The organism is Streptomyces sp. NPDC002779 (assembly GCF_042888685.1).
Classification (GTDB): Bacteria; Actinomycetota; Actinomycetes; order Streptomycetales; family Streptomycetaceae; genus Streptomyces.
In genome coordinates this window covers 172872-198422 of the sequence record NZ_JBIAQC010000001.1, presented here as the reverse complement: position 1 = coordinate 198422, position 25551 = coordinate 172872, and the positions used below count along the sequence as shown (strand labels likewise).

Annotated in this window: 23 protein-coding genes; 15 read left to right on the top strand and 8 right to left on the bottom strand. The window is 71.0% G+C overall.

Annotated features, from left to right (window positions below):
- Positions 1-102: 102 nt before the first annotated feature.
- Together pruA and ACFYW5_RS00880 are read left to right on the top strand one after the other, a co-directional pair.
- Positions 103-1734 (top strand): L-glutamate gamma-semialdehyde dehydrogenase, encoded by a 1632-nt coding sequence (gene pruA, locus ACFYW5_RS00885; RefSeq protein ID WP_389414799.1) that lies wholly within the window; start codon positions 103-105, stop codon positions 1732-1734.
- 296 nt (positions 1735-2030) lie between these two features.
- Positions 2031-2159 (top strand): hypothetical protein, encoded by a 129-nt coding sequence (locus tag ACFYW5_RS00880; protein ID WP_389414798.1) that lies wholly within the window; start codon positions 2031-2033, stop codon positions 2157-2159.
- A 51-nt stretch (positions 2160-2210) separates the two neighbouring features.
- On the opposite strand, the gene ACFYW5_RS00875 is transcribed toward ACFYW5_RS00880, so the two are convergent.
- Positions 2211-3770 (bottom strand): purple acid phosphatase family protein, encoded by a 1560-nt coding sequence (locus ACFYW5_RS00875; protein WP_389414797.1) that lies wholly within the window; start codon positions 3768-3770, stop codon positions 2211-2213.
- Between the two features lie 142 nt (positions 3771-3912).
- Between ACFYW5_RS00875 and ACFYW5_RS00870 the strand changes: the two genes are divergently transcribed.
- Together ACFYW5_RS00870 and ACFYW5_RS00865 are read left to right on the top strand one after the other, a co-directional pair.
- A complete protein-coding gene (locus ACFYW5_RS00870) occupies positions 3913-4965 on the top strand; it encodes a 3-isopropylmalate dehydrogenase (RefSeq protein WP_389414796.1) in 1053 nt (350 codons plus the stop codon).
- Positions 4966-5208: 243 nt separating this feature from the next.
- Complete coding sequence (locus ACFYW5_RS00865; RefSeq protein WP_389414795.1) at positions 5209-6297, top strand: branched-chain amino acid aminotransferase; 1089 nt, start codon at positions 5209-5211, stop codon at positions 6295-6297.
- 15 nt (positions 6298-6312) lie between these two features.
- Here ACFYW5_RS00865 and ACFYW5_RS00860 read toward each other — a convergent pair whose 3' ends face one another.
- A complete protein-coding gene (locus tag ACFYW5_RS00860; protein ID WP_389414794.1) occupies positions 6313-7770 on the bottom strand; it encodes a cytosine permease in 1458 nt (485 codons plus the stop codon).
- A gap of 147 nt (positions 7771-7917) precedes the next feature.
- Here ACFYW5_RS00860 and ureA point away from each other — a divergent pair, with 147 nt between their 5' ends.
- The 7 genes from ureA (at position 7918) to ACFYW5_RS00825 (ending at position 16703) form a co-directional block, all read left to right on the top strand.
- Positions 7918-8613 carry an urease subunit gamma gene (ureA, locus tag ACFYW5_RS00855; RefSeq protein WP_389414793.1) on the top strand — a complete coding sequence of 232 codons (696 nt, stop codon included), beginning with the start codon at positions 7918-7920 and terminating at the stop codon, positions 8611-8613.
- Complete coding sequence (locus ACFYW5_RS00850; RefSeq protein ID WP_389414792.1) at positions 8610-10322, top strand: urease subunit alpha; 1713 nt, start codon at positions 8610-8612, stop codon at positions 10320-10322. Before ureA ends, ACFYW5_RS00850 begins: the two co-directional genes overlap by 4 nt.
- 8 nt (positions 10323-10330) lie before the next feature.
- Complete coding sequence (locus ACFYW5_RS00845; protein ID WP_389414791.1) at positions 10331-11350, top strand: agmatine/peptidylarginine deiminase; 1020 nt, start codon at positions 10331-10333, stop codon at positions 11348-11350.
- A gap of 10 nt (positions 11351-11360) precedes the next feature.
- On the top strand, positions 11361-11960 hold the full coding sequence (locus tag ACFYW5_RS00840; protein WP_389414790.1) for a TetR/AcrR family transcriptional regulator: 600 nt from the start codon (positions 11361-11363) through the stop codon (positions 11958-11960).
- 130 nt (positions 11961-12090) lie between these two features.
- Entirely contained in the window at positions 12091-13338 is a 1248-nt protein-coding gene (locus ACFYW5_RS00835) for a TolB family protein (RefSeq protein ID WP_389414789.1), read from the top strand.
- A gap of 323 nt (positions 13339-13661) precedes the next feature.
- Positions 13662-15266: a citramalate synthase gene (gene cimA, locus ACFYW5_RS00830; protein ID WP_389414788.1), complete on the top strand. Its 1605-nt coding sequence runs from the start codon at positions 13662-13664 to the stop codon at positions 15264-15266.
- 75 nt (positions 15267-15341) lie between these two features.
- On the top strand, positions 15342-16703 hold the full coding sequence (locus tag ACFYW5_RS00825) for a hypothetical protein (RefSeq protein WP_389414787.1): 1362 nt from the start codon (positions 15342-15344) through the stop codon (positions 16701-16703).
- Positions 16704-16753: 50 nt separating this feature from the next.
- Here ACFYW5_RS00825 and ACFYW5_RS00820 read toward each other — a convergent pair whose 3' ends face one another.
- On the bottom strand, positions 16754-17533 hold the full coding sequence (locus tag ACFYW5_RS00820) for a S1 family peptidase (RefSeq protein WP_389414786.1): 780 nt from the start codon (positions 17531-17533) through the stop codon (positions 16754-16756).
- A gap of 207 nt (positions 17534-17740) precedes the next feature.
- On the opposite strand from ACFYW5_RS00820, the gene ACFYW5_RS00815 reads away from it, so the two are divergent.
- Positions 17741-18301 carry a YdeI family protein gene (locus ACFYW5_RS00815; protein ID WP_389414785.1) on the top strand — a complete coding sequence of 187 codons (561 nt, stop codon included), beginning with the start codon at positions 17741-17743 and terminating at the stop codon, positions 18299-18301.
- A gap of 77 nt (positions 18302-18378) precedes the next feature.
- Here ACFYW5_RS00815 and ACFYW5_RS00810 read toward each other — a convergent pair whose 3' ends face one another.
- Positions 18379-18975 carry a YceI family protein gene (locus tag ACFYW5_RS00810; RefSeq protein ID WP_389415609.1) on the bottom strand — a complete coding sequence of 199 codons (597 nt, stop codon included), beginning with the start codon at positions 18973-18975 and terminating at the stop codon, positions 18379-18381.
- Between the two features lie 152 nt (positions 18976-19127).
- On the opposite strand from ACFYW5_RS00810, the gene ACFYW5_RS00805 reads away from it, so the two are divergent.
- The 3 genes from ACFYW5_RS00805 to ACFYW5_RS00795 all read left to right on the top strand — a co-directional run bounded on the left by ACFYW5_RS00805 (position 19128) and on the right by ACFYW5_RS00795 (position 23401).
- A complete protein-coding gene (locus tag ACFYW5_RS00805; RefSeq protein WP_389414784.1) occupies positions 19128-21425 on the top strand; it encodes a polysaccharide lyase 8 family protein in 2298 nt (765 codons plus the stop codon).
- Positions 21426-21579: 154 nt separating this feature from the next.
- The gene (locus ACFYW5_RS00800) at positions 21580-23163 is read left to right on the top strand and encodes an acyl-CoA carboxylase subunit beta (protein ID WP_389414783.1); all 1584 of its coding nucleotides are present in this window, start codon (positions 21580-21582) and stop codon (positions 23161-23163) included.
- Between the two features lie 46 nt (positions 23164-23209).
- Complete coding sequence (locus ACFYW5_RS00795; protein ID WP_389414782.1) at positions 23210-23401, top strand: acyl-CoA carboxylase epsilon subunit; 192 nt, start codon at positions 23210-23212, stop codon at positions 23399-23401.
- Positions 23402-23478: 77 nt separating this feature from the next.
- On the opposite strand, the gene ACFYW5_RS00790 is transcribed toward ACFYW5_RS00795, so the two are convergent.
- The 4 genes from ACFYW5_RS00790 to ACFYW5_RS00775 all read right to left on the bottom strand — a co-directional run bounded on the left by ACFYW5_RS00790 (position 23479) and on the right by ACFYW5_RS00775 (position 25541).
- Positions 23479-23832: a hypothetical protein gene (locus tag ACFYW5_RS00790; RefSeq protein ID WP_389414781.1), complete on the bottom strand. Its 354-nt coding sequence runs from the start codon at positions 23830-23832 to the stop codon at positions 23479-23481.
- Positions 23833-23875: 43 nt separating this feature from the next.
- Positions 23876-24457 carry an ATP/GTP-binding protein gene (locus tag ACFYW5_RS00785; protein ID WP_389414780.1) on the bottom strand — a complete coding sequence of 194 codons (582 nt, stop codon included), beginning with the start codon at positions 24455-24457 and terminating at the stop codon, positions 23876-23878.
- The gene (locus ACFYW5_RS00780; RefSeq protein ID WP_389414779.1) at positions 24438-25031 is read right to left on the bottom strand and encodes a DUF742 domain-containing protein; all 594 of its coding nucleotides are present in this window, start codon (positions 25029-25031) and stop codon (positions 24438-24440) included. The genes ACFYW5_RS00785 and ACFYW5_RS00780 overlap by 20 nt, the downstream gene beginning before the upstream one ends.
- A 96-nt stretch (positions 25032-25127) precedes the next feature.
- Positions 25128-25541 (bottom strand): roadblock/LC7 domain-containing protein, encoded by a 414-nt coding sequence (locus tag ACFYW5_RS00775; protein WP_004983065.1) that lies wholly within the window; start codon positions 25539-25541, stop codon positions 25128-25130.
- Between the last annotated feature and the right edge of the window lie 10 nt (positions 25542-25551).

Here is a 25551-nt window from a genome sequence, read left to right as displayed (position 1 = left end):
GTTTGGCGGAGAAGCCGGCGAACCTGCGCTTCTTCGTCCGCTCGATGGTCACCAAGGGCTGAGCCCGAAACACCCGCTCACGTACAAGGAGTTACGGATCTCATGGACGCTGTGACCCAGGTCCCCACCCCCGTCAACGAGCCGGTGCACGGCTACGCCCCCGGCTCGCCCGAGCGCGCCCGGCTGGAGGCCAAACTCAAGGAGCTGGCCGACAACCCGATCGACCTGCCGATGACCATCGGCGGCGAGAAGCGGATGGGCGGCGGCGAGCGTGTCGACGTCGTGCAGCCGCACAACCACAAGGCCCGCCTCGGCACCTTCGCCCACGCCACCCGGCAGGACGCCCAGGACGCCATCGACGCCGCCCTCGCCGCCGCCCCGGCCTGGCGCGCGATGTCCTTCGACGACCGCGCGGCGATCATCCTGCGCGCCGCCGAGCTGCTGGCCGGTCCCTGGCGCGAGACGCTGGCCGCCTCCACCATGCTCGGCCAGTCCAAGACCGCCCAGCAGGCCGAGATCGACACCCCCTGCGAGCTGGTCGACTTCTGGCGCTTCAACGTCAAGTACGCCCGTGACCTGCTCGCCGAGCAGCCCCCGGCGAACTCCCCCGGCGTGTGGAACCGGCTCGACCACCGCCCGCTGGAGGGCTTCGTCTACGCGATCACACCGTTCAACTTCACGGCCATCGCGGGCAACCTGCCCACCGCCCCCGCGCTCATGGGCAACGTCGTCGTGTGGAAGCCGTCCCCGACGCAGACCCACGCCGCCGTGCTGCTGATGCAGCTGCTGGAGGAGGCGGGCCTGCCCAAGGGCGTCATCAACCTCGTCACCGGTGACGGCATCGAGGTCTCCAAGGTCGCCCTGGAGCACCGCGATCTCGCCGGTATCCACTTCACCGGCTCGACCAAGACCTTCCAGTACCTGTGGAAGACGGTCGGCAACAACATCGAGAAGTACCGCACCTACCCGCGCATGGTCGGCGAGACCGGCGGCAAGGACTTCGTCGTCGCCCACCCGAGCGCCGACCGCGCCATCCTGAAGACCGCGCTGACCCGCGGCGCCTTCGAGTACCAGGGCCAGAAGTGCTCGGCGACCTCCCGCGCCTACATCCCGGCGTCGATCTGGAACTCCGGTTTCAAGGAGGAGTTCGCCGCCGAGGTCGACTACCTCACCATGGGTGACGTCACCGATCTGGCGAACTTCATCGGCGCCGTCATCGACGAGCGTGCCTTCGCCAAGAACAAGGCCGCCATCGACCGCGCCAAGTCCGACCCGTCCTGCACGATCGTGGCGGGCGGCTCCTACGACGACTCGGTGGGTTACTTCGTCCGCCCGACCGTCATCGAGTGCGACGACCCGGCGAACGAGGTGTTCACCACCGAGTACTTCGGCCCGATCCTCGCCGTGCACGTCTACGAGGACGACAAGTACGAGCAGATGCTGACCCAGATGGAGTCCGGCTCCGACTACGCCCTCACCGGCTCGGTCATCTCCAGCGACCGCGCGGCCACCGCGTACACCATGGACAAGCTGCGCTACGCGGCCGGCAACTTCTACATCAACGACAAGTCGACCGGTGCCGTCGTCGGCCAGCAGCCCTTCGGCGGCGGGCGGGCCTCCGGCACCAACGACAAGGCCGGCGCCCCGCAGAACCTGATGCGCTGGACGCTGACCCGCGCGATCAAGGAGACGCTGGTCCCGCCGACCGACTACACGTACCCGCACATGGGCTGATCGCCGACAGCCTCGAACGGGCCGGGTCCTTCGGGATCCGGCCCGTTCGCGTGCCTGCCGTCTCAGATAGTAGGAAGTCCGAGTAATTGTGGAGACAGAAGCGTCCCGCTCCCTTAACTTTGTAGGAGCCGAACGTCTCGCTCGATCAAGCGAATGGCGGTCGTGAGCCGGGCCCCGTGCAGGCAACCCCTGCGGCCACCGCTCCCCGCTGGGGGCACCTCCCACGCCCATTAGGCAGTGGGGGAGTCTCGTACCCCTCTTCCGCACTCCAGGTTTCTCGAAGGAGTCGATTTCCCATGGCCGAGACGACCGCCCGCCGAGTCCGTCACCTCCCCCGCTCCAGCGAGTCCGACCGCAAGAACGCCGCCGCCGCCCTCCAGCGCGCGCTCGACCGCCGTGACAACGGCGGCGCCACCGGCCACTGAGCCGGACCGCACACGCCGGGAGCCGCACCCGCGCGAGGTGCGGCGCGGGGTTCAGGCGCCGCGCCGCACCTCGAAATGGTCGACGCGCTTGCCGTCGTGGGCGAGGGCGGACACCTTCAGCCGCGCACCGGCCCCGCTGACCGCCTCCACCTTCAGGACCGAGAAGCCCCGGTAGCGCACGCGGGACCACTCCACGGTCTCCCGCTTCACCGACCGCGACCTGGTCCACCGGAAGGTGTCCACCGACTCGCGGTCCTTCACCCGGCCCTCGTAGCTCTCCTCGACGCCCGCCGGGAAGCCGTACAGATCCTTGCCGCCTCCGCCGGCCGTGACGTACACCGTGCCGTCCCGCGCCGGGTCGGTCGCCGCGCCGATCGGCACCGGGCGGCCCACCTCGCCGTTCTTGATGGCGTCGGTCCGCTCGTAGACATGGTTGTGGCCGTTGATCACCAGATCCACCCGGTGCTCGGCGAACAGCGGCAGCCACTCGGCGCGCACCCCGCCGTCCGAGGCGTGCGTGGACGTCGAGTAGGTGCAGTGGTGGAAGAAGACGACGACGAAGTCCACCGCCGCCGACGCCCGCAGCTCCCGCAGCCGCCCGGCCAGCCACATCGTCTGCCGGCCCCCGGTGTACCCGAGGTTCGCCGGGATCTCGTACGACACGTCGTTGGCGTCCAGCGCCACGAAGCCGACGTTGCCGTAGACGAAGGAGTACACCCCCGGCGCGGTCCGCGGGTCGAAGCCGCTCTCCGGGAGGCTGAAGCGGGCCACCTGGCCGCCGTAGCCGTCGGGGGAGTACCAGGCCTCCATGTCGTGGTTGCCGGTGGTCACCATCCACGGCACGGTCTTGGCGACCGGCTCGTTCTGCTTGAGGAACAGATCCCAGAACCCGGGGTCGTAGCCGTCCGATTCCTCGCCCCGGCCTTTGACGTTCGCGTAGCAGATGTCGCCTGCGTGCAGATGGAACGCCGGGTCCTGACGCAGCAGCAGCTGGTCACCGGCCTCGGCCGCGTCGCTGACGCCCTGGTCGCCGAAGGCCGTGAACACGAAGGACTCCGGGTTCGCGGGCGCGGTACGGAAGGAGGCGACGGTGGAGCGGTGCGGGGGCGCGGCCGGGTCGAAACCCTCGTGGCCCACGCCGTAGTAGTACGTCGTGCCCGGCAGCAGGTCGTCCAGGGCCGCGTGCACGTAGTACTGCTCCAGTGCGAGGCGTACGCCCTCCACGCCCGGCGTGTGCAGGGCGCGGATCTCGGCCTCCACCTTGCGGCCCAGCTCGTCCGGGCGGGCGCCGATGCGTATGTACGGCTTCCCGACCGCCGCCGGGACCTGCCAGGAGATCCGCATCTGGGTGCGCGGGTCGGCGCCGAAGGCGAGATGGCGGCCGAAGGGCCTGACCGCCGAACCCGGCACCTTCGTGGTCGCGGACCGGGACGGGGCCGAGGAGGCGGTGGTGCCCGCACCCGAGCAGCCGGTCAGCGCTCCGCCCGCCACCGCGCCCGCCGTCACCAGCGCGCGGCGTCGGGTCAGCTTGGTGTGCGCGTACTCGTACTGCTCGGCCATGCTCATCCGGCGCGCGAGCCGCGGCGGAATTCCGACGTCGGGGAGGTCCATGACGGAGAACTTCCCAGCGAACCCCAACACCCGTGGGTCGTACGGGTGAACGGCAGCCGACACGATGGAGTTGCGGCCGCTCGGCTGTCCGCATCGCGGACATGGCGTGTCATCCCATGGGACGAGGAGTAGGGTGCTGCGCATGTCGGCTAGCTCTCGCATCCTCAATCTGGCAGTGATCCCCGGTGACGGCATCGGGCAGGAAGTCGTGGCCGAAGGCCTGAAGGTCCTCTCCGCCGTCCTCCCGCAGGATGTGAAGCTGGAGACCAAGGAGTACGACTTCGGCGCCCGGCGCTACCACGCCACCGGTGAGACCCTCACCGAGGCCGACGCCGAGGCGCTCAGGAAGCACGACGCCATCCTGCTCGGCGCGATCGGTGACCCCACGGTCCCGTCCGGCGTGCTGGAGCGCGGCTTCCTGCTCAAGCTCCGCTTCCTCTTCGACCACCACGTCAACCTGCGTCCGTCGAAGCTCCTCCCGGGCGTGGAGACGCCCCTGAAGGGCCAGCCGGCCATCGACTTCGTGGTCGTCCGCGAGGGCACCGAGGGCCCCTACACCGGCAACGGCGGCACCATCCGCAAGGGCACCCCGCACGAGGTCGCCACCGAGGTCTCCGTGAACACGGCCTTCGGTGTCGAGCGGGTCGTCCGGGACGCCTTCGCCCGCGCCCAGGCCCGGCCGCGCAAGAAGCTCGCGCTGATCCACAAGAACAACGTGCTGGCCTTCGCCGGTCACCTGTGGACCGACGTCTTCAACCGGGTGGCCGCGGAGTACCCCGACGTCACCACCGAGTACATGCACGTCGACGCCGCGACCATCTACCTGGTCACCCAGCCCGAGCGGTTCGACGTCATCGTCACCGACAACCTCTTCGGCGACATCATCACCGACCTCGCCGCGGCCGTCTCCGGCGGCATCGGCGTCGCCGCGAGCGGCAACATCAACCCCTCCGGCGAGTACCCCTCGATGTTCGAGCCGGTGCACGGCTCCGCGCCCGACATCGCGGGCCAGGGCAAGGCCGACCCCACCGCCACGGTCCTGTCCGTCGCGCTCATGCTGCGCCACCTCGGCCACGACACCGAGGCCGCCCGGATCGACGAGGCGGTCGCGGCCGACCTGACCGCGCGGGTCGGCAAGCCCGCCCGCAGCACCTCCGAGATCGGCGACGCGCTCGCCGTACGAGTAGCCGGCTGACCCGTCGCGCCACTCGAAGCCGCCGGGTCTCTCCAGCACCCGGCGGCTTCCGCATGTCCCCGCCGGGTGTCACCATCAACCCCTGGGCCGCATTCACGCCGTTTCTTCCACGGCTCCCCGCGCGCGATAATCGAACGCGGAGCCGCGGAATGAGGGAATGCTCGGACGTCCTAGCACTGGCCACTGACAGTACTGGCGCGACCGCGGCCCGCCACAACCAAAACCGGTGAAGGACAACCACTCATGACGACGCCCACGATCGAGCTCAAGCCCTCCGCCAGCCCGCTCGCCGACGCCGAGCGCGCGGCGATCCTGGCCAACCCGGGGTTCGGCCGCCACTTCACCGACCACATGGTGACCATCAAGTGGACCGAGGGCCGCGGCTGGCACGACGGTCAGCTCGTCCCGTACGCGGCGATCTCCCTCGACCCGGCCAGCATGGTGCTGCACTACGCGCAGGAGATCTTCGAGGGCCTGAAGGCCTACCGTCAGCCCGACGGCACCGTCGCCACCTTCCGCCCGGACAAGAACGCCAAGCGCTTCCAGGAGTCCGCCCGCCGCCTCGGCATGCCCGAGCTCCCGGTCGAGACCTTCATCGAGGCGTGCGACGCGCTCGTCGCGCAGGACGTGGCCTGGGTCCCGGAGCACGGCGGCGAGGAGTCGCTGTACCTGCGTCCGTTCATGATCGCGACGGAGGTCGGGCTCGGTGTGAAGCCGGCCAACGACTACCTCTTCCTCGTCATCGCCTCCCCGGCCGGCGCCTACTTCCCGGGCGGCGTGCAGCCGGTCTCCATCTGGGTCTCCGAGGACCACGTCCGCGCGGTGCCCGGCGGCATGGGCTACGCCAAGACCGGCGGCAACTACGCCGCGTCCCTGCTCGCCCAGGCGGAGGCCGCCGCGAAGGGCTGCGCCCAGGTCTGCTACCTCGACGCGGTCGAGCGCAAGTGGGTCGAGGAGCTCGGCGGCATGAACCTGTACTTCGTGTACGGCGACAAGATCGTCACGCCGGCCCTCACCGGGTCCATCCTGGAGGGCGTCACGCGCGACTCGCTGCTCTCCGTCGCCCGTGACCTCGGCTACGAGGCCGAGGAGGGCCGGATCTCCGTCGACCAGTGGCAGCGCGACTCCGAGAACGGCACCCTGACCGAGGTGTTCACTTGCGGTACGGCCGCCGTCATCACGCCGGTCGGCACGGTGAAGCGGACCGGCGCGGAGTGGACGCAGTCGGGCGGGGAGCCCGGCGAGGTCACCATGCGGCTGCGCCGGGCCCTCCTGGACATCCAGCGCGGCACCGCCGAGGACAAGCACGGTTGGATGCACCGGCTCGCCTAGGCCTTCCCGTTCGGATCATCCCGGCGTCGCGGGCTCCTGGACCTCGTTGTTCGCCAAGGCCGTCGTGGACCGCGGGTCCACGGCGGCCTTCGTGCTCTCCCGGGCCGTGAGCGCCAGGTACAGCGCGGCTCCCACCGCGCCCGACAGCAGGAAGCTGCAGTCCACCCCGCCGGTCAGCGCGAGCAGCGGGCCCTCGTACGACGGCAGCGCCACCGCGAGCACGCCGACCGTCGCCCCCAGCGCCCAGGACACCGTCGCCGGGATGTTCCAGCCGCCGGTGAACCAGTAGATCCCGCCCCGCGCACGGCGGTTGAAGACCTGGAGGGCCTCCGCGTCGTACACCCCCCGGCAGCGCGCGAAGCCGATCAGGGTGATGACCGCCCACGGTGTGCCGATCGCCGTCAGCAGCAGGACGAAGGAGGTCATCGCGTCCTGGGCGGTGGAGGCGTAGTGGCCGACGAAGACGCAGACCGTGGCGAGAACCGCGACCGTGTAAGTGGCGGTCGCCCGGGAGGCGCGCGGCAGGATGGCGTCCAGGTCGAGGCCCATGGAGTAGAGCATCAGACCCGCGTTGCCGACCGAGCCCGCGGAGGCGGCGAGCAGCAGCGGGACCAGGTACCAGGTGGGGGCCGCGTCCACGAGGGGACCGGCGTAGTCGAGGGCCGCGCCGGCCGCGTACGCCGTGAAGGTGCCGAAGAGCTGCGGGACGAGCAGGCCGAGGGCGAGCCCGAGCCAGGTGGCGTGCAGGACCTTGCGGGAGGAGTGGCGGGCCGGGGAGATGTAGCGGGTGTAGTCGCCCAGCAGGGTGATGAAGGCGATGGGGCCCGACAGGCCCGCGGCCACCGCGGCCAGCAGCCACGTCGGCCAGAACCCGCCCAGCAGATAGCCGCCGGCCTCGGGGAGCGCGGCGGTCGTGAAGTCGGGGGCGTAGGCGAGGACGCCGAGCAGCAGCAGGACTGTCATGCCGACCGCGAGGACGCGGGACAGGGCGAGCAGCACGCGGTAGCCGTAGACCGCGCCGGTGACCGTCGCCGCGGCGAGCAGGCCGTAGACCAGGCCGTAGGAGAGGTCGCTTGCGGGGACGCCGAACAGGCGGGTCAGGACGCCGAGCATCACGTCGCCGCCGATCCACACGGTCAGCGCGGTGTAGCCGAGGGCGAGCAGCAGGCCGACCACCGAGCCGACCAGCCGGCCGCGCACCCCGAACTGGGCGCCGGAGGAGGTGGACAGGTTGGTCGCCGTGCGCAGGGAAATCAGGGCGAGCGGCGCGGTCAGGGCGACGCCGACGGCGGTGCCCACCAGGATCGAGCTGACCGACGCCCACCAGCCGAGGCCGAAGGACGGCGGCAGCCACCCGAAGATGATCACGCCGAGGCAGAGATTCGACCCCACCAGGATCGAGACGAGGTCACGGGGTCCGCTGGTGCGTTCCTCGTCGGGGATGGTGTCGACTCCGCGCCGTTCCATCGGCATGGCTGGTCTCCCTTGATCGGCCGCCTGAGAAGTTAGAGCGACGCTCAATGTGACGTTTCCGGAGCTGGCACGTCAATGTTTCCCTCGTACGAATCTGATGTTTAGAGTGTTGTTCTAACGACTGGAAGGCAAGGAGGTGCCCGCGTCATGAGACTGACTCCCACGGAACGTGACCGGCTGCTGCTCTTCGGAGCCGCCGAGCTGGCCCGTGCCCGCCGGGCCCGCGGTCTGCGGCTGAACGTGCCGGAGGCCACCGCCCTGATCGCGGACACCGTCTGTGAGGCGGCCCGGGACGGCCGGCGGCTGGCCGAGGCCGTCGAGGCCGCCCGCTCGGTGCTCGGCCCGGACGATGTGCTGCCCGGGGTCGCGGACGTGGTCACCGAGGTGCACGTGGAGGCGGTCTTCGACGACGGCTCCCGGCTCGCGGTCGTCTCCGACCCGATCGGCGCCGGGCTCGGAGCCGAGGCGCCCGGCGCGCTGCTGCCCGGCCCCGAGCACCCCGAGCCCGCAGCCGCCGTGCGTCTTCCGGTCACCAACACGGCCGCCGTGCCGGTCTCCGTCACCTCCCACTTCCACTTCTTCGAGGCGAACCCGCGCCTCGACTTCGACCGCCAGCGGGCCTACGGCATGCGGCTCGCGGTCCCCGCCGGGTCCTCCGTGCGCTTCGGGCCGGGCGAGAGCGCCGAGGTCGGCCTGGTGCCGATCGGCGGCGCCCGGATCGCGATCGGCTTCGCCGGGCTCGTCGACGGGCCGCTGGACGCGCCGGGAGCCAGGGAAGAGGCCCTGCGCAGGGCCGCCGCCTGCGGATATCTGGGCGTCCCCGGAGAGGAGGCCGCCCGATGAGCCGCCCCGGAGGCCACCCCGCCGAGGCCCGCCGCCTCACGCCGTACGAGTACGCCGCCACCCACGGCCCCCGCGCGGGCGACCGGATCCGCCTCGGCGACTCCGGCCTCACCGTCAAGATCGAGTCCGACTCCCAGCGCCACGGCGACGAGTTCCTGGCCGGGTTCGGCAAGACCGCCCGCGACGGGATCCATCTCAAGGCCGCCGCCGTCCGGGAGACCTGCGACGTCGTCATCAGCAATGTCGTGGTGATCGACGCCGTCCAGGGCATCCGGAAGGTCTCCATCGGCATCCGCGAGGGCCGGATCAGCTCGATCGGGCGGGCCGGGAACCCGGACACGCTCGACGGGGTCGACGTCGTGGTCGGCACCGGTACGTCCATCGTGTCCGGCGAGGGGCTGATCGCCACCGCCGGTGCCGTCGACACCCATGTCCATCTGCTGTCACCGCGCATCATGGAGGCCTCGCTGGCCTCCGGCGTCACCACGGTCATCGGGCAGGAGTTCGGGCCCGTGTGGGGCGTCGGCGTGAACTCCCCGTGGGCACTGAAGCACGCCTTCGGCGCCTTCGACGCCTGGCCGGTCAACATCGGCTTCCTCGGGCGGGGTTCGTCCTCCGACGGCGCGCCGCTGGTGGAGGCGCTCGCCGAGGGCGGCGCGTCCGGCTTCAAGGTGCACGAGGACATGGGCGCGCACACCCGGGCGCTGGACACCGCGCTGCGAGTGGCGGAGGAGCACGACGTCCAGGTCGCCCTGCACAGCGACGGCCTGAACGAGTGCCTGTCGGTCGAGGACACCCTGCGGGTGCTGGAGGGCCGCACCATCCACGCCTTCCACATCGAGGGCTGCGGCGGCGGACACGTGCCCAACGTGCTGAAGATGGCGGGCGTCCCGAACGTCATCGGCTCCTCGACCAACCCCACGCTGCCCTTCGGGCGGGACGCGGTCGCCGAGCACTACGGCATGATCGTCTCCGTCCACGATCTGAAGACGGACCTGCCCGGCGACGCCGCCATGGCCCGCGACCGCATCCGCGCCGGGACCATGGGCGCCGAGGACGTGCTGCACGACCTGGGCGCGATCGGCATCACCTCCTCCGACGCGCAGGGCATGGGCCGCGCCGGTGAGACCGTCCGCCGTACGTTCGCCATGGCCGGCAAGATGAAGGCCGAGCTGGGCGACCCCGGCGTCGGCCACGACAACGAGCGCGTCCTGCGCTACATGGCCAAGCTGACCATCAACCCGGCCATCGCCCACGGGCTCGCGCACGAGGTCGGTTCGCTCGAGGTCGGCAAGCTCGCCGACATCGTGCTCTGGCGCCCCGAGTACTTCGGCGCCAAACCGCAGCTGGTGCTGAAGTCCGGCTTCCCCGCCTACGGGGTGACCGGTGACCCCAACGCGGCCACCGACACCTGCGAACCCCTCGTCCTGGGCCCGCAGTTCGGCGCGCACGGCGCCACTCCCGCCGAGATCTCCGTCGCCTTCGTCGCCCAGGCCGCCCTCGACCAGGGCCACGACACCATGCCCACCCGGCGTCGCCGGGTCGCCGTCCGCGGCACCCGCGGCATCGGACCGGCCGACCTGCGCCTGAACTCCCGTACCGGAGCCGTCGACGTCGACCAGCGCACCGGGCTCGTCACCCTCGACGGAGAGCCCTTGCGCTCCGAACCGGCCGACTCGGTCTCCCTGAACCGCCTCTACTTCCTCTAGGACCTGAGATGACCTTCCGTATGCCCCCGGAGTGGGCTCCGCACGAGCGCACCTGGATGGCCTGGCCCGGCCCCAACCCCACCTTCACCACCGAGGAGGAGCTGGCCGAGGCCCGCGCCGCCTGGGCGTCCGTGGCCCGCGCGGTACGCCGCTTCGAGCCGGTGACGGTGGTGCACGGACCAGGACAGGGCGACTCGGCGCGCGAACTGCTCGGCCCGGACATCGAGTTGGCCGAGCGGGAGCTCGACGACGCGTGGATGCGCGACATCGGCCCCACCTTCGTCAAGGACGAGGAGGGCCGACTGGCCGCCGTGGACTGGGTGTTCAACGGCTGGGGCGGCCAGGACTGGGCCCGCTGGGAGCACGACTCCAAGATCGCCCGGCATGTGGCGGATCTGGCGGGGGTCCCCGTCCTGCCCTCGACGCTGGTCAACGAGGGCGGCGCGATCCACGTCGACGGCGAGGGCACGGTCCTGCTGACCGACACCGTCCAGCTCGGCGCGGGCCGCAACCCCGACTGGACCCGGGAGCAGGTCGAGGCGGAGATCCACGCCAAGCTCGGCACCAGCAAGGCGATCTGGCTCCCGCACGGCCTGGCCGGCGACTACGGCATGTACGGCACCCAGGGTCACGTCGACATCGTCGCGGCGTTCGCCCGGCCCGGCACCGTCGTCGTGCACAGCCAGCAGAACCCGGACCACCCGGACCACGCCCGGTCCCGGCAGTACCTGGAGATCCTGCGCGGCCAGACCGACGCGAAGGGCCGCCGCCTGGAGGTCGTCGAGATCCCCGCGCCCACCGTCCTCAAGGACGAGGAGGGCGACTGGGTCGACTACTCCTACATCAACCACTACCTCTGCAACGGCGGAGTCGTCCTGTGCGCCTTCGACGACCCCCGCGACGAGATCGCGGCCGGGATCTTCCGGCGGCTGTTCCCCGAGCGGACGGTGACGCTGGTGGACGCCCGTACCATTTTCGCGGGCGGTGGAGGCATCCACTGCATCACCCAGCAGCAGCCGAAGATCTAGGAGCCGTCGGATGGCCGGTGCGCGCAAGCACGCGCCGCCGCGGGAGGACGTCCTCGTCGCCGCCATGGAGATGATCGCCGAGCGCGGTCTGGAGAAGCTCACCATGGCGGCGCTCGGCCGTGAGGTCGGGATGAGCAGTGGCCATCTGCTCTACTACTTCGGCTCCAAGGACGAACTGCTGCTGCAGACCCTGGAGTGGAGCGAGGGCCGGCTCGGCGCCGAGCGCGGCCGGCTGCTGACCGGGACCGGCCCGGTCCGGGAACGGCTCGATGCGTATGTCGACCTGTACGTCCCGGACGGCCATCGCGACCCGCACTGGACGCTGTGGCTGGAGGTCTGGAACCGCTCGCAGAACGCCGACGACACCGCCCGGGACCGGCAGGCCGCGATCGAGGGCGCCTGGCACCGCGACCTGGTCGCCCTGCTGGCCGAGGGGGTCTCCCGGGGAGAGTTCCGCCCGGTCGACCCGGACCGTTTCGCGGCCCGCCTCCGGGCCCTCCTCGACGGCTTCTCCATCCACGTGGCGATCGGGCTGCGCGGCACCGACCGGGCGCAAGTTCTCGGCCACGTACAGGAGTTCCTCCGCGAAGGCCTCCTCGCGGACGCTTGACGGTACGCCCGGGTTGTACTCAATTCGACGGATTGACGCGGTGTCGCGTGGTGCGTTTGTCTCGACGCAAGCCCTGGCGCAGGGCCGGGGGAAGCATCACGGGGGAAACGTGCTCAGAACCATGCGTGGGGTGTCCGTCGCCGTGCTCGCGGGGGCGATGGTCGCCCTGTCGGCGACATCGGCGGCGCCGGCGCCGAAGCCCGGGCCCGAGCGGATCACGCTGACGGCGGCGGGGGAACAGATCGGGACGGGGTCGGGCGGCGCGGCGCTCACCGCGGACGGGCGCCATGCCGCGTTCGTCTCGGCGGATCCGGACGTGGTGCCGGGGGACACCAACGGCCAAAGCGATGTGTTCGTCCGCGATCTGCGCCGCGGCACCGTGGAGCGGGTCAACGTCGCCTCGGACGGGAGCCAGGCGGAGGGGGGTTCGGGCAGCCACCAGGCGGAGATCAGCGCCGACGGCCGGTACGTCGCCTTCATGTCCTCGGCGAAGAACCTCGCCGAGTGGCCCTCCGGACCGCCCGCCGGCCATGTGGAGGACGTCTACGTCCACGACCGCAGCACCGGCCGCACGGAACGGGTCAGCGTCGGCGCCGACGGCGGCTCCGCCTGGGCGTTCGACACCTTCGACATGTCGGCCGACGGCCGGTACGTCGCCTTCGGTGCCTCGGCGCAGCGGATGGAGGGGGCCGCGAGCGACCAGACCCTCGCCTACGTCGTCGACCGCCGCACCGGCACCGCCCAGCGGGTCAGCGACCGCATCCCGGCGGACTGGTACGTCCCGAGCGTCACCCTGAGCGCCGACGGCAGCCACCTGGCCTATGTGCAGCGGCACCCGCGCGGCGGGCGGCACGAGCTGTGGCACGTCGACCTGGGCACCGGGGAGCAGAAGCTGGTGAACGCGGTCGCGGGCGAGCCCACCGACGGCAGCCCGGCGGGCGCGACCCTCTCGGCGGACGGCCGGTTCGTCTCGTACACCTCCTTCGACGAGAGCGTGGTTCCCGAGGCGCCGGAGTACACCTGGGAGCTCTACCTGTACGACAGCCGCACCGGGGCGACCCGGTGGATCACCCACGACGGCGCGGGCGGGCTCGGCGCCGGTCTGCTCAGCCCCGACGGCAGCCGTCTCGCCTACACCACCGAGACCCGGTCGGGCGACGAGGTCGTCGCGGAGAACGTCCATGTCCGGGATCTGCGGACCGGCCGTACCCAGCTCGTCACCCGCACCCTGGCGGGCGGACCGCAGACCGAGGGGTACGCGGCACCCAGCGGGTTCGCCCGGGACGGGCGGCTGCTGTCCGTCCACTCCGCCTCGTCCGAACTCGTCCCCGGCGACACCAATGCGGCGGGCGACGGCTTCCTCTTCCGGCTGCGGTGACTCCGGCCGCGGTGACCAGCAAGGGGTTCGCATTGTGAGACGGCGGTGAGCGCGGGGGCGGTCTGTGCCACACTGCCCCCGTGCTCTCGTTCGCCATGATTATTGGCAGCAGGCGCGCCGGTCCGCAGTGACCGCCACGTACGACCAGGTACGGGCGGACACCGTCGTTCTCGACCCGCGCGCAGACCTCTCGCACCCGCGAGGGGTTTTTCGCATTTCTGGCCCACCTGCAGCCGGGACCGCAGCGCGAGGGATCATTGGAGGACGGTGGAGCCGGTCATTCCGGTACAGACCGAGATCCAGACCTCAGGAGCCTTCAGACCATGACGGAAACCAGCGAACTCGACGACTCGTTCCACGTCTTCGACACCACCCTGCGCGACGGCGCGCAGCGCGAGGGGATCAACCTCACCGTCGCGGACAAGCTGGCCATCGCACGGCACCTGGACGACTTCGGCGTGGGCTTCATCGAGGGCGGCTGGCCCGGCGCCAACCCGCGGGACACCGAGTTCTTCGCCCGCGCCCAGCGGGAGATCCACTTCCGGCACGCGCAGCTGGTCGCCTTCGGCGCCACCCGCCGGGCAGGCGCCAAGGCAGCGGACGACCCGCAGGTCAGGGCGCTGCTGGAGTCGGGCGCCCCGGTCATCACGCTGGTCGCCAAGTCCCATGACCGGCATGTGGAACTCGCGCTGCGCACCACCCTGGACGAGAACCTGGAGATGGTCCGGGACACGGTGTCGTTCCTGGCGGAACAGGGCCGCCGGGTCTTCGTCGACTGCGAGCACTTCTTCGACGGCTACCGCGCCAACCCCGAGTACGCCAAGGCCGTCGTCCGTACGGCCTCGGAGGCGGGCGCCGACGTCGTGATCCTCTGCGACACCAACGGCGGCATGCTCCCGGCGCAGGTCCAGGCGGTCGTCTCGACGGTGCTGGCCGACACCGGCGCCCGGCTCGGCATCCACACCCAGGACGACACCGGCTGCGCGGTCGCCAACACCCTCGCCGCGGTGGACGCGGGCGCGACGCACGTCCAGTGCACGGCGAACGGCTACGGCGAACGCGTGGGCAACGCCAACCTGTTCCCGGTCGTGGCCGCGCTGGAGCTGAAGTACGGCAAGAAGGTCCTCCCCGACGGGCACCTGCGGGAGATGACCCGGATCTCCCACGCCATCGCCGAGGTCGTGAACCTCACCCCCTCCACCCACCAGCCCTACGTCGGCGTCTCGGCCTTCGCCCACAAGGCGGGCCTGCACGCCTCCGCGATCAAGGTCGACCCGGACCTGTACCAGCACATCGACCCCGAGCAGGTCGGCAACACCATGCGGATGCTGGTCTCCGACATGGCGGGCCGCGCCTCCGTCGAGCTCAAGGGCAAGGAGCTCGGCGTCGATCTGGGCGGCGACCGGGAGCTGGTCGGCCGGGTCGTCGAGCGGGTGAAGGAGCGCGAACTCAAGGGCTACACCTACGAGGCGGCGGACGCGTCCTTCGAACTCCTGCTGCGCGCCGAGGTCGAGGGCAAGCCCCTGAAGTACTTCGGCGTCGAGTCCTGGCGCGCGATCGTGGAGGACCGCCCCGACGGCAGCCACGCCAACGAGGCCACCGTGAAGCTCTTCGCCAAGGGCGAGCGCATCGTCGCCACGGCGGAGGGCAACGGCCCGGTCAACGCCCTGGACCGCGCCCTGCGCGTCGGCCTGGAGAAGATCTACCCCCAGCTCGCCAAGCTGGACCTGGTCGACTACAAGGTCCGCATCCTGGAGGGCGTCCACGGCACCCAGTCCACCACCCGCGTCCTGATCTCCACCTCCGACGGCACCGGCGAGTGGTCCACGGTAGGCGTGGCGGAGAACGTCATCGCGGCGTCCTGGCAGGCACTGGAGGACGCGTACACCTACGGATTGCTGCGGGCGGGAGTGGAGCCGGCGCAGTAGGCAGGTACCGGGCCCGGCGGGATTGGCTCCCCCGGGCCCGGTACGTTTGCCCGTTTCGTCAGGTAGCGTCGAGGTATGAGGACTCCGTTGCTCCGGGGCCTTGTCCGGTGGGCCCTCGTCCCGGTCGCCGCCACGCTGGCGGTGCTGACGACCGGCGCGCCCGGCGCGTTCGCGGCCGCGGACCCGTCGACGGTCGCCGAGGCCCTGCGCGAAGACCCCGTCTACGTGGACCCCGCCGCCTCCGACCAGCTCTCGTCCGCGGACGCCGAGGCGCTCGCCGACAAGATCAGGGACGCCGGCAAACCCGTCTTCGTCGCCGTCCTCCCGGCCGACCAGCCCGAGCGGGACCTCTTCCTGAACCTGCGTACCGAGACCGGGATCACCGGCCTGTACGCGGTGCGCAGCGGTGACCGCTTCGGCGCCCGGGCCGACTCCTCGGTGCTGAGCCGACAGGGAGTGAACAACCTGGTGACGTCCGTACGGGGCACCGACGACGTCAAGGCCCAGCTGAACGACTTCGTCGACGCCGCCCTGAACAACGTGGGCGGCTCCGCACCCTCCTCCTGGGGTTCCACGACCGACGCCGGTGTGCCGGTCGCCGGTCTGGTCACCACCGGAGTGGTCCTGGCGGCGGGCGGCGCGGGCGCCTACACGCTGGTCCGGCGCCGGCGCCTCGCGCACGAGCGGGAACAGCGGGCCGCGCTGGAGAAGCTGCGGGTGGTGGTCGACGAGGACATCACCGCGTTCGGCGAGGAACTGGACCGCCTGGACTTCCACCCCGGCGAGCCCGGCGCCGACGACGCGATGCGCACCGACTACGAACACGCCCTGGACTCCTACGAACAGGCCAAGCGCCTGATGGCCGCGGCGACCAGACCGGAGGAGGTCAAGGGCGTCACCCAGGCCCTGGAGGACGGCCGCCACGCGCTGGCCGTGCTCGCCGCCCGCCGCGAGGGCCGCCCGCTGCCCGACCGCCGGCCGCCCTGCTTCTTCGACCCCCGGCACGGCCCCTCGGTCGCCGACGTGACCTGGACACCGTCCGGCGGCGCCACCCGCGAGGTCCCGGTCTGCGCGGCTGACGAGGCCCGCCTCGCCGACGGCCAGGACCCGATGATCCGCGAGGTCACCACCGACACCGGCGCCCGCCGTCCCTACTGGGACGCCGGACCCGCCTACGGCCCCTATGCCGGCGGCTACTTCGGCGGCGGCCTCCTCCCGGGCCTGCTCATCGGCACGATGCTCGGCGGCATGATGGCGAGCCCCGCCTACGCCGCCGACTACGGGGCCGGTTACGGCGACTTCGGCGGCGGCTACGAGGGCGGTGACGTCTCGGGCGCCGACTTCGCCTCGGACGACTTCACGGGCGGCTTCGGCGGCGGGGACTTCGGCGGCGGCGACTTCGGGGGCGGCGGGGACTTCGGCGGCGGCGGGTTCTGACGAAAGATGGGGCGCGTACGGGTTCGTACGCGCCCCTCGTGCGTCAGGACTCAGAGCCCGGCCGCCGCCGAGGCGATGGCGGAGGCGAAGGTGGAGACCTCGGTGTAGACACCGGGGGCGTTGGGGCGGGCGCAGCCGATGCCCCAGCTGACGATGCCGACCTGGATCCACTGGTTCGCCGCGTCCCGGCGGAACATGGGGCCACCGGAGTCGCCCTGGCAGGTGTCGACGCCGCCCGCGGTGTAGCCCGCGCAGATCTCCTCGCTCGCGATGAGACCGCTGTAGCCGCTGTACGAGCGGCAGGTCGCGTCACTCACGAACGGCACGGTCGCCTTGAGCAGGTAGCGCTGCTGGGAGCCGCCCTCGGTGGCCGCGCCCCAGCCGGCCACGGTGAAGGTGCCGGTGTTGTGCTGCGTGGTCGTGGCGATCTTCAGCGTGGGCAGGTTGATCGGCTGGGCGAGCTTGATGAGCGCCCAGTCCTTGCCGTCGCCGTTGTAGCCGGGGGCGCGGTAGACGTAGGTGGAGCGCACCTGGATCCGGCTGCTGGACTGCAGGTCCACGACGCCGGCGGTGGCGGTGATGCCGGTGTTGGCGCCGGTACGGCCCACGCAGTGCGCGGCGGTGAGCACGATCTGCTGGGTGTAAAGGGCGCCGCCGCAGCCCATCGAGAGCCGCACCATGAACGGGAACTCGCCCTGCGCGGCGCGGGTTCCGCCGACGACGGGGGCGGGGGCCGCCTGCGCGGCGGACACGGGCTGGAGGCTGGCGACGGCGAGCGCGGCCGTGGCCGCGACGGCGCATCTCTTGAGCGCCTTGAGGAGAGACTTCAAGGGGGTGCCTTCCGTGGGGTTCGGTGGAGGCGTACCGCGCCCGCAAGATTGTCGCGGACACGTCAAACTATGGCTCGGATTATGAGAACGCCGTGCGCGCGAGCACAAGAGGGGATATCCAGCCATGCGTCATCGAGGACAGAGCGGGCTCGTCCAGGACGCTTATCTAGGACGGAAACTGGCCTATTCCCCGCCTACGGTCTCCCCATGACCGAGATCGCAGGCCCTCTTTTCTTCGCCTCCGTCGACGCCCTCGACACCTGGCTCGCCGAGCACCCCGCCCCGCATCCGGGGCTGTGGGTCAAGGTCGCCAAGAAGGGGTCGGGCATCGCGTCCGCGGACTTCGCCGACGTCAACGACGTGGCCCTGTGCCACGGCTGGATCACCGGGCAGCGCAAGCCGCTGGACGAGTCGTACTTCCTGCAGAAGATCACTCCGCGCCGCCCCGGCAGCCTCTGGTCGATGGTCAACGTGCGGCGGATCGCGGAGTTGAGCGCCGCCGGGCGGATGCGGCCCGCCGGGATCGCGGAGGTCGAGGCGGCCCGGGCCGACGGGCGGTGGGCGGCGGCGTACGAATCGCAGCGCAACGCGACCGTGCCGGAGGACCTGACGGCGGAACTGGAGCGGAACCCCCGGGCCCGGGAGGTCTTCGAGAAGCTGGGCAGGAGCGACCGCTATCAGGTGGTCCTCGGCCTGCTCCAGGCCCGTACGCCCGAGACCCGGGCGGGCCGGCTGGCCGCGGCGATCGCGAAGCTGGAGGGACGTTAGACAGCCGAGCGCCCGCCTTCCGTCGGGGGAGTCGGAGGGCGGGCGCGCTCAGGGGGTGCGACTGAGGGGCGGACGGGTCACGCGTTGCGGATCGCCGAGATGTCGAAGTTCAGCTTGATCTTGTCGGAGACCAGCACGCCACCCGTCTCCAGGGCCGCGTTCCAGGTCAGGCCGTACTCGGAGCGCAGGATCTCGGCCTTGCCCTCGAACCCGACGCGCTCGTTGCCGAACGGGTCCTTCGCGGCGCCGTTGAACTCCAGGTCGATGGTGAGCGGCCGGGTGGTGCCGAGGATCGTCAGGTCACCGGTGACGCGGTAGTCGTCGCCGCCCAGGGCCTCCGCCTTGGTGGAGCGGAAGGTCATGGCCGGGAACTCGTCCGTGCGGAAGAAGTCCGCGCTCTTGAGGTGGCCGTCGCGGTCCGCGGAACCGGTGTCGATGCTGTCCATCTTCACGTCCAGGGAGGCGGTGGACCTCGCCGGGTCGGAGCCGTCGAGGTGCAGCGAGCCGGTGAAGTCCAGGAACGTGCCCTTGACGTTCGTGACCATGGCGTGCCGGGCCACGAAACCGAGCGTGGAGTGTGCGGCGTCGATGCTGTAGTCGCCGGTCAGGGCGGCGAGCTCCGGGGTGACGGCGGCGGGGGTCTCGACGGTGTTCTTGCGGCCGAAGATGCTCATGACGTTCTCCTTGGGGACGGTCGTGCCGGTGGCGGTCGTGCTGGTGACGATCGCGCGGTTAAGTTGAATGTTCAACCAGCTCCAACATGGACGACGGTAGACCTATTCCGTTCGGATTTCAACTATCTTCGCGAGGTGGTTCCCTGGAGGGCATGCGCTTCACTCGCCGGGTCCTTCTCCTCGCCGCCGGGCTGACCCTCACGGCGGCGACCCCGCAGGGGATCACCGATCCGTACGCCGCCCTCCGGCGCCGATGGCTCGATCTCGCCCTCGGGTCCGGCTACGACCCCACGGCGGAGCCGTACGCCTCCCGCCTCGCCGACACCGGGGTGCTCGCGCGCGGCTTCCAGGCGTCCATGGCGCCCACCGCCGGCTCCCTGTGGCCCGGCACCCCCTACGACCCGCCCTCCGGCATCACCCGGAGCTACAGCCGGCTGTGGACCATGACCCAGGCCTACGTCCAGCCCGGCACCGGATCGACCGGTGACCCGAGCCTGCTCGCGGACGTCCTGCGCGGGCTCGACCACCTGTCCGCCACCGTCTACCACCCCTCCACCACCCCGTACGGCAACTGGTGGGAGTGGCAGATCGGCAGCCCGAGGCTGCTGATGGACATCACGGTCGCGCTCCACGACCGCCTGGGCGAGGCCCGGCGAGCCGCCGCCTGCGCCGCCGTCGACCACTTCGTCCCCGACTCCGCGCTCACCGACTACTCCGGCACCTCCACCGGCGCCAACCGGGTCGACCTGTGCCGTTCCGTCGCCCTGCGCGGGGTCCTGGGCCAGGAACCCGAACGGATCGCCCTCGCCCGGGACGCGCTCTCGCCGGTCTTCCCGTACGTCACCCGGGGGGACGGGCTGTACGCGGACGGATCGTTCGTGCAGCACACCCGGGTCCCCTACTCCGGCACCTACGGACAGGTCCTGCTCGACGGGCTCGGACGGCTCTTCGCGCTGCTCGCCGGGTCCGAGTGGGAGGTGACCGATCCCCGTCGGCAGACCGTCCTCGACAGCGTCGAGCGGGCCTGGGCCCCGCTCGTCCACGACGGGCTGATCATGGACAGCGTCAACGGCCGGGCCATCAGCCGCGGTTGCCTCAAGGGCGACGACCGGCAGGTCATGCGCAGCGACCACGTCCACGGGCACGCCGTCATCGCCGCCGTCGCCCTGCTCGCGGGCGGGGCGAGCGAGGCGGAGCGGCAGCGCTGGTACGGCCGTGTCAAGGGCTGGATCGAGCGGGACACCGTCGCCCCGGTCCTGACGGGACGGCAGTTCGGGGTCGCCGACCTCGCGCGGCTGCACGCCGTCGCCGCCTCCTCCCTGCCCGCCGCGCCCGAACCCACCGGCCACCATCTCTTCGCCGCCATGGACCGGGCCGTCCACCGCCGCCCCGGCTTCGTCGCGAACATCGCGATGGCCAGCGACCGCATCGCCCACTACGAATGCGGCAACGGCGAGAACCCGCGCGGCTGGCACACCGGCGCCGGGATGCTGTCCTGGTGGGCGGCGGGGCTCGGGGACCAGTACACCGACTGGTACTGGCCCACCGTCGACTGGTACCGGCTTCCGGGGACGACCGTCTCGACGCGGCGGCTGCCCGACCGGGCCGGCGGCGAGTGGGGCGAGCCCCGGCCCGACGCGCGCTGGGTGGGCGGGGCGACCGACGGCGAGTACGCGGCGATCGGGCAGCACCTGAAGGGGCTCGGCTCGACCCTCCAGGCCCGCAAGTCGTGGTTCTGCGTCGCGGACGCGGTGATCTGCCTGGGCGCCGGGATCACCTGTGCCGACGGCGTCCCCGTCGAGACGGTGGTCGACAACCGGAACCTGGGGGAGAGCGGCGAGCAGACCTTCGTACGGGGCGACGGCTGGGCCCATCTCCAGGGGCACGGCGGGTGGCTGGTTCCCGAGGGGGAGCCGCGGACCCTGCGCGAGGACCGCACGGGAGCCTGGGCCGACATCAACACCGCCGGTACGGCCGAGCGGCGCACCCGCCGCTGGCAGACGCTCTGGCTGGACCACGGCACGGACCCCACGGACGCCTCCTACCGGTACGTCCTGATGCCCGGCGCCTCCCGCGGCGCGGTCGCCGCCCGGGCCGCCGACCGGGACTGGCTGTCGGTCCTCGCCAACGACGCCGGACGCCAGGCGGTCCACGTCCCCTCGCTCGGCCTGACCGCGGCGAACTTCTGGCAGGCGGGCACCGCGGGCCCGCTCACCTCCTCCTCGGGGGCGAGCGTCCTGGTCCGCACCCACGGCCGTACCGCCGCCCTCTCGGTGAGCGAGCCGCCCCGCACCGGCGCACCGGTGGAGATCGTCTGGGACCGTCCGGTGCGCTCGGTGATCCGGGCCGACGACAGCGTCGAGGTGCTCGCCACAGGCCGCCGACTGCATCTCCGTGTCACTCCGGGGATGGCATGTGCGAGCCATGAATGTGAGGTGACTCTCAGCTGACGGCTTTGTGTGACCTCTACAAGCCAAACGACCTCTGAGCAGTCAGAACGGCTGCATACCGGCATGGTTCTGTTCAGGGGTACCAGGAAAACGGGCCGGAGACTGTACGGAGTCGACGGCCCGCATTACCCCGCGTTCTTCGTAAGGTCGCTACATGACCGTTTTGGAAGAGACGACGGGTGAGCCCACGGACGCGCGCGGCCGGGTCGCCGAGCTGCACGAGATCCGTGCCCAGGCACTGGCCGGTCCCAGCGAGAAGGCGACCGAGGCGCAGCACGCCAAGGGCAAGCTGACCGCCCGGGAGCGGATCGAGCTGCTGCTTGACCCGGGCTCCTTCCAGGAGGTCGAGCAGCTGCGCCGGCACCGGGCCCAGGGCTTCGGCCTGGAGTCCAAGAAGCCGTTCACCGACGGTGTCATCACCGGCTGGGGCACGGTGGAGGGCCGCACGGTCTTCGTCTACGCCCATGACTTCCGCATCTTCGGCGGCGCGCTGGGCGAGGCCCACGCCACCAAGATCCACAAGATCATGGACATGGCCATCGCGGCGGGCGCGCCCCTGGTCTCGCTCAACGACGGTGCGGGCGCCCGGATCCAGGAGGGCGTCTCGGCCCTCGCCGGCTACGGCGGCATCTTCCAGCGCAACACCAGGGCCTCCGGTGTCATCCCGCAGATCTCGGTGATGCTCGGCCCGTGCGCGGGCGGCGCGGCCTACAGCCCCGCCCTGACCGACTTCGTCTTCATGGTCCGCGAGACCTCCCAGATGTTCATCACCGGCCCGGACGTGGTGAAGGCGGTCACCGGCGAGGAGATCACCCAGAACGGCCTGGGCGGCGCGGACGTGCACGCCGAGACGAGCGGCGTCTGCCACTTCGCGTACGACGACGAGGAGACGTGCATCGCGGAGGTCCGCTACCTGCTGTCGCTGCTGCCGCAGAACAACCGCGAGAACCCGCCGCGCGTGGAGTCCACGGACGCCGCGGACCGCCGCGGTGACGTACTGCTCGACCTGGTCCCGGCCGACGGCAACCGCCCGTACGACATGGCCAAGGTCATCGAGGAGATCGTCGACGACGGGGAGTACCTGGAGGTCCACGAGCGCTGGGCGCGGAACATCATCTGCGCGCTGGCCCGGCTGGACGGCCAGGTCGTCGGCATCGTGGCCAACCAGCCGCAGTCCCTGGCGGGCGTCCTGGACATCGAGGCGTCGGAGAAGGCGGCTCGTTTCGTCCAGATGTGCGATGCCTTCAACATCCCGATCCTCACCCTTTTGGACGTGCCCGGCTTCCTCCCCGGCGTGGATCAGGAGCACGGTGGAATCATCCGCCACGGCGCCAAGCTGCTGTACGCCTACTGCAACGCGACCGTGCCCCGGATCTCGCTGATCCTGCGCAAGGCCTACGGAGGTGCGTACATCGTCATGGACAGCCAGTCCATCGGTGCGGACCTGACGTACGCCTGGCCGACGAACGAGATCGCCGTGATGGGTGCCGAAGGTGCCGCCAACGTCATCTTCCGGCGTCAGATCGCGGAGGCCGAGGACCCCGAGGCCATGCGCTCCCGCATGGTCAAGGAGTACAAGTCCGAGCTGATGCACCCGTACTACGCGGCGGAGCGCGGTCTCGTCGACGACGTGATCGACCCGGCGGAAACCCGCGAGGTCCTGATCCGTTCCCTGGCGATGCTCCAGTCGAAGCACGCCGACCTGCCGTCCCGCAAGCACGGCAACCCCCCGCAGTAACCCACCGGTACCGCTGCGGAAACCTCTCTTACGGAGACTGACACCCATGAAGCTCCCTGACATTCGCGTCGAGAAGGGCCACGCCGGGCCCGAGGAAGTCGCCGCCATCACGGCGATCCTGCTGGCCCGCGCGGCCGCCCGGCCCGCGTCCGCCCCGGCCCACCGGGGCCGCGCCCGGGCAGGCTGGCGCCGCCTGGAACGCGAGCCGGGCTTCCGCGCCCCGCACAGCTGGCGCTGAGCTTCTGCGCTGCCACGGCCCCGTTCTCCCGGCTGGGAGGGCGGGGCCGTAGCCGTACGGCCAGCAGACGCTGACGGTCACACCGGGGCGTAGCAGCACCAACGGATCGTCGGGCATGACGCACGCTGTGAGCCGGAGGGTTCCCTCTGCCGGCGGGAGGCTGCTTTGGGTCTCGTCCAGACCCACCGGCGGCCGCACCGTCCGCACTCCGCCGCCGCGAAGGTGTCGCAGACCGCGTCGATCACGGCCTCGGGCGTGGACAGGCCCCTGAACTCGTGCTCCAGGAACGGCTCCCTGCGGTCGAACACCGCGTCCGCGATCTGCTCGAACTGCCGCTTGACGCTCCGCGAGAACTTCACCCCGGGCACCCGCACCCGGGCCAGCTCCTCGATGGTCAGATGGCGTTCCTGAAAACGACGTACGGCCCCCATCCCTCCCACAGGAGGCACGGAGGCCGCAACCGGTTCGGGTGGACTAGCGCAGGCGGGCCATCAGGGCGTGCTCGACCAGGGTGATCAGCGTCGACTTGGCGTCCGAGCGGTGCCGGGCGTCCGTCGTGATGATCGGGGTGTCGGGGCCGATCTGCAGGGCCTCGCGCACCTCGTCCGGGTTGTACGGCTGGTTGCCGTCGAAGCCGTTCAGGGCGATCACGAAGGGGAGGCCGGAGTTCTCGAAGTAGTCGACGGCCGGGAAGCAGTCGGCCAGGCGCCGGGTGTCGACCAGCACGACGGCGCCGATCGCGCCGCGCACCAGGTCGTCCCACATGAACCAGAAGCGGTCCTGGCCGGGCGTACCGAAGAGGTACAGGATCAGGTCCTGGTCCAGGGTGATGCGGCCGAAGTCCATGGCGACCGTCGTGGTCGTCTTGTCTCCGGTGTGGGTGAGGTCGTCGATGCCCGCCGACGCAGACGTCATGACGGCCTCTGTGCGCAGCGGGTTGATCTCCGAAACGGCCCCGACGAACGTGGTCTTGCCCACGCCGAAGCCACCCGCCACCACGATCTTCGCCGAGGTGGTGGAGCGGGAAGGACCGCCGCTAGAGCTTGCGAAGTCCACTGAGCACCCTTTCGAGCAGTGTCACGTCTGGCTGGCCGCCGGCGTTCTCGTCGCCGCCGGGCTGATGGATGGCGACCAGGCCCGCCTCCGCCAAGTCGGCGACGAGGATCCTGGCCACGCCGAGAGGGATCGTGAGCAGGGCCGAGACCTCGGCCACCGACTTGATCTCCCGGCAGAGGTTGCAGATCCGCTGATGCTCGGGCAACTGGCCCTGCATCTGGTGCGGCTGCGCGGTGGTGTGCACCAGCGCCTCGATGGCGAGCTGGTAGCGCGGGCGCGTCCGGCCGCCAGTCATGGCGTACGGGCGCACCAAGGGGTTGTGATGCGACGCCCCGGCGGGCGTCGGCTCAGGGGCGCGTCGCTGCGGCTGCTCGGGCTGGATGCGCGGCGCCTGCGGCTGGTCGTACGGCGACTGCCCCGGGCCCTGGGGGCCCTGCGGCTGTCCGTACGGCTGCTGCCGCCGCTGGCTCGGCGCGGAGGGGAAGTTGTACCGGTTCTGGGAACCGTCGTTCTGGCCCTGGGCAGGGCCGTACGACCAGTTGCCCGATGACGAACCGTCTGGGGGTGTTGCCACTTTCTCTCCTCCTCCGACTGTGCCTGGCACCCGTCAATGGGGAGCCGCGTCCCGAAACCTTACGGCCCCGGGACGACAAAACGCACCGTGTGTCTGTTAGTTGAGAAGGCTCCCTTGGAGCTCCGCACGCAGATCCGGCGTCAGGACCGTACCGGCACGGTCCACCAGAAGGGCCATCTCGTACCCAATGAGGCCGATGTCCGCCTCCGGGTGGGCAAGAACCGCGAGCGACGAACCGTCGGAGATGGACATGATGAAGAGGAATCCCCGCTCCATCTCCACAACCGTCTGGTTCACGCTGCCGCCCTCGAAGATGCGCGAGGCACCAGCGGTCAGCGAGGTCAGACCGGAGGCGACCGCCGCGAGCTGATCGGCGCGGTCACGCGGAAAGCCTTCGGACATCGCCAGAAGGAGTCCGTCGGCGGAGACCACCACCGTGTGCGACACCCCGGGGGTGTTGTCCACGAAGTTGGTGATCAACCAGTTCAGGTTCTGCGCCGCCTGGCTCATCGGGCTCACA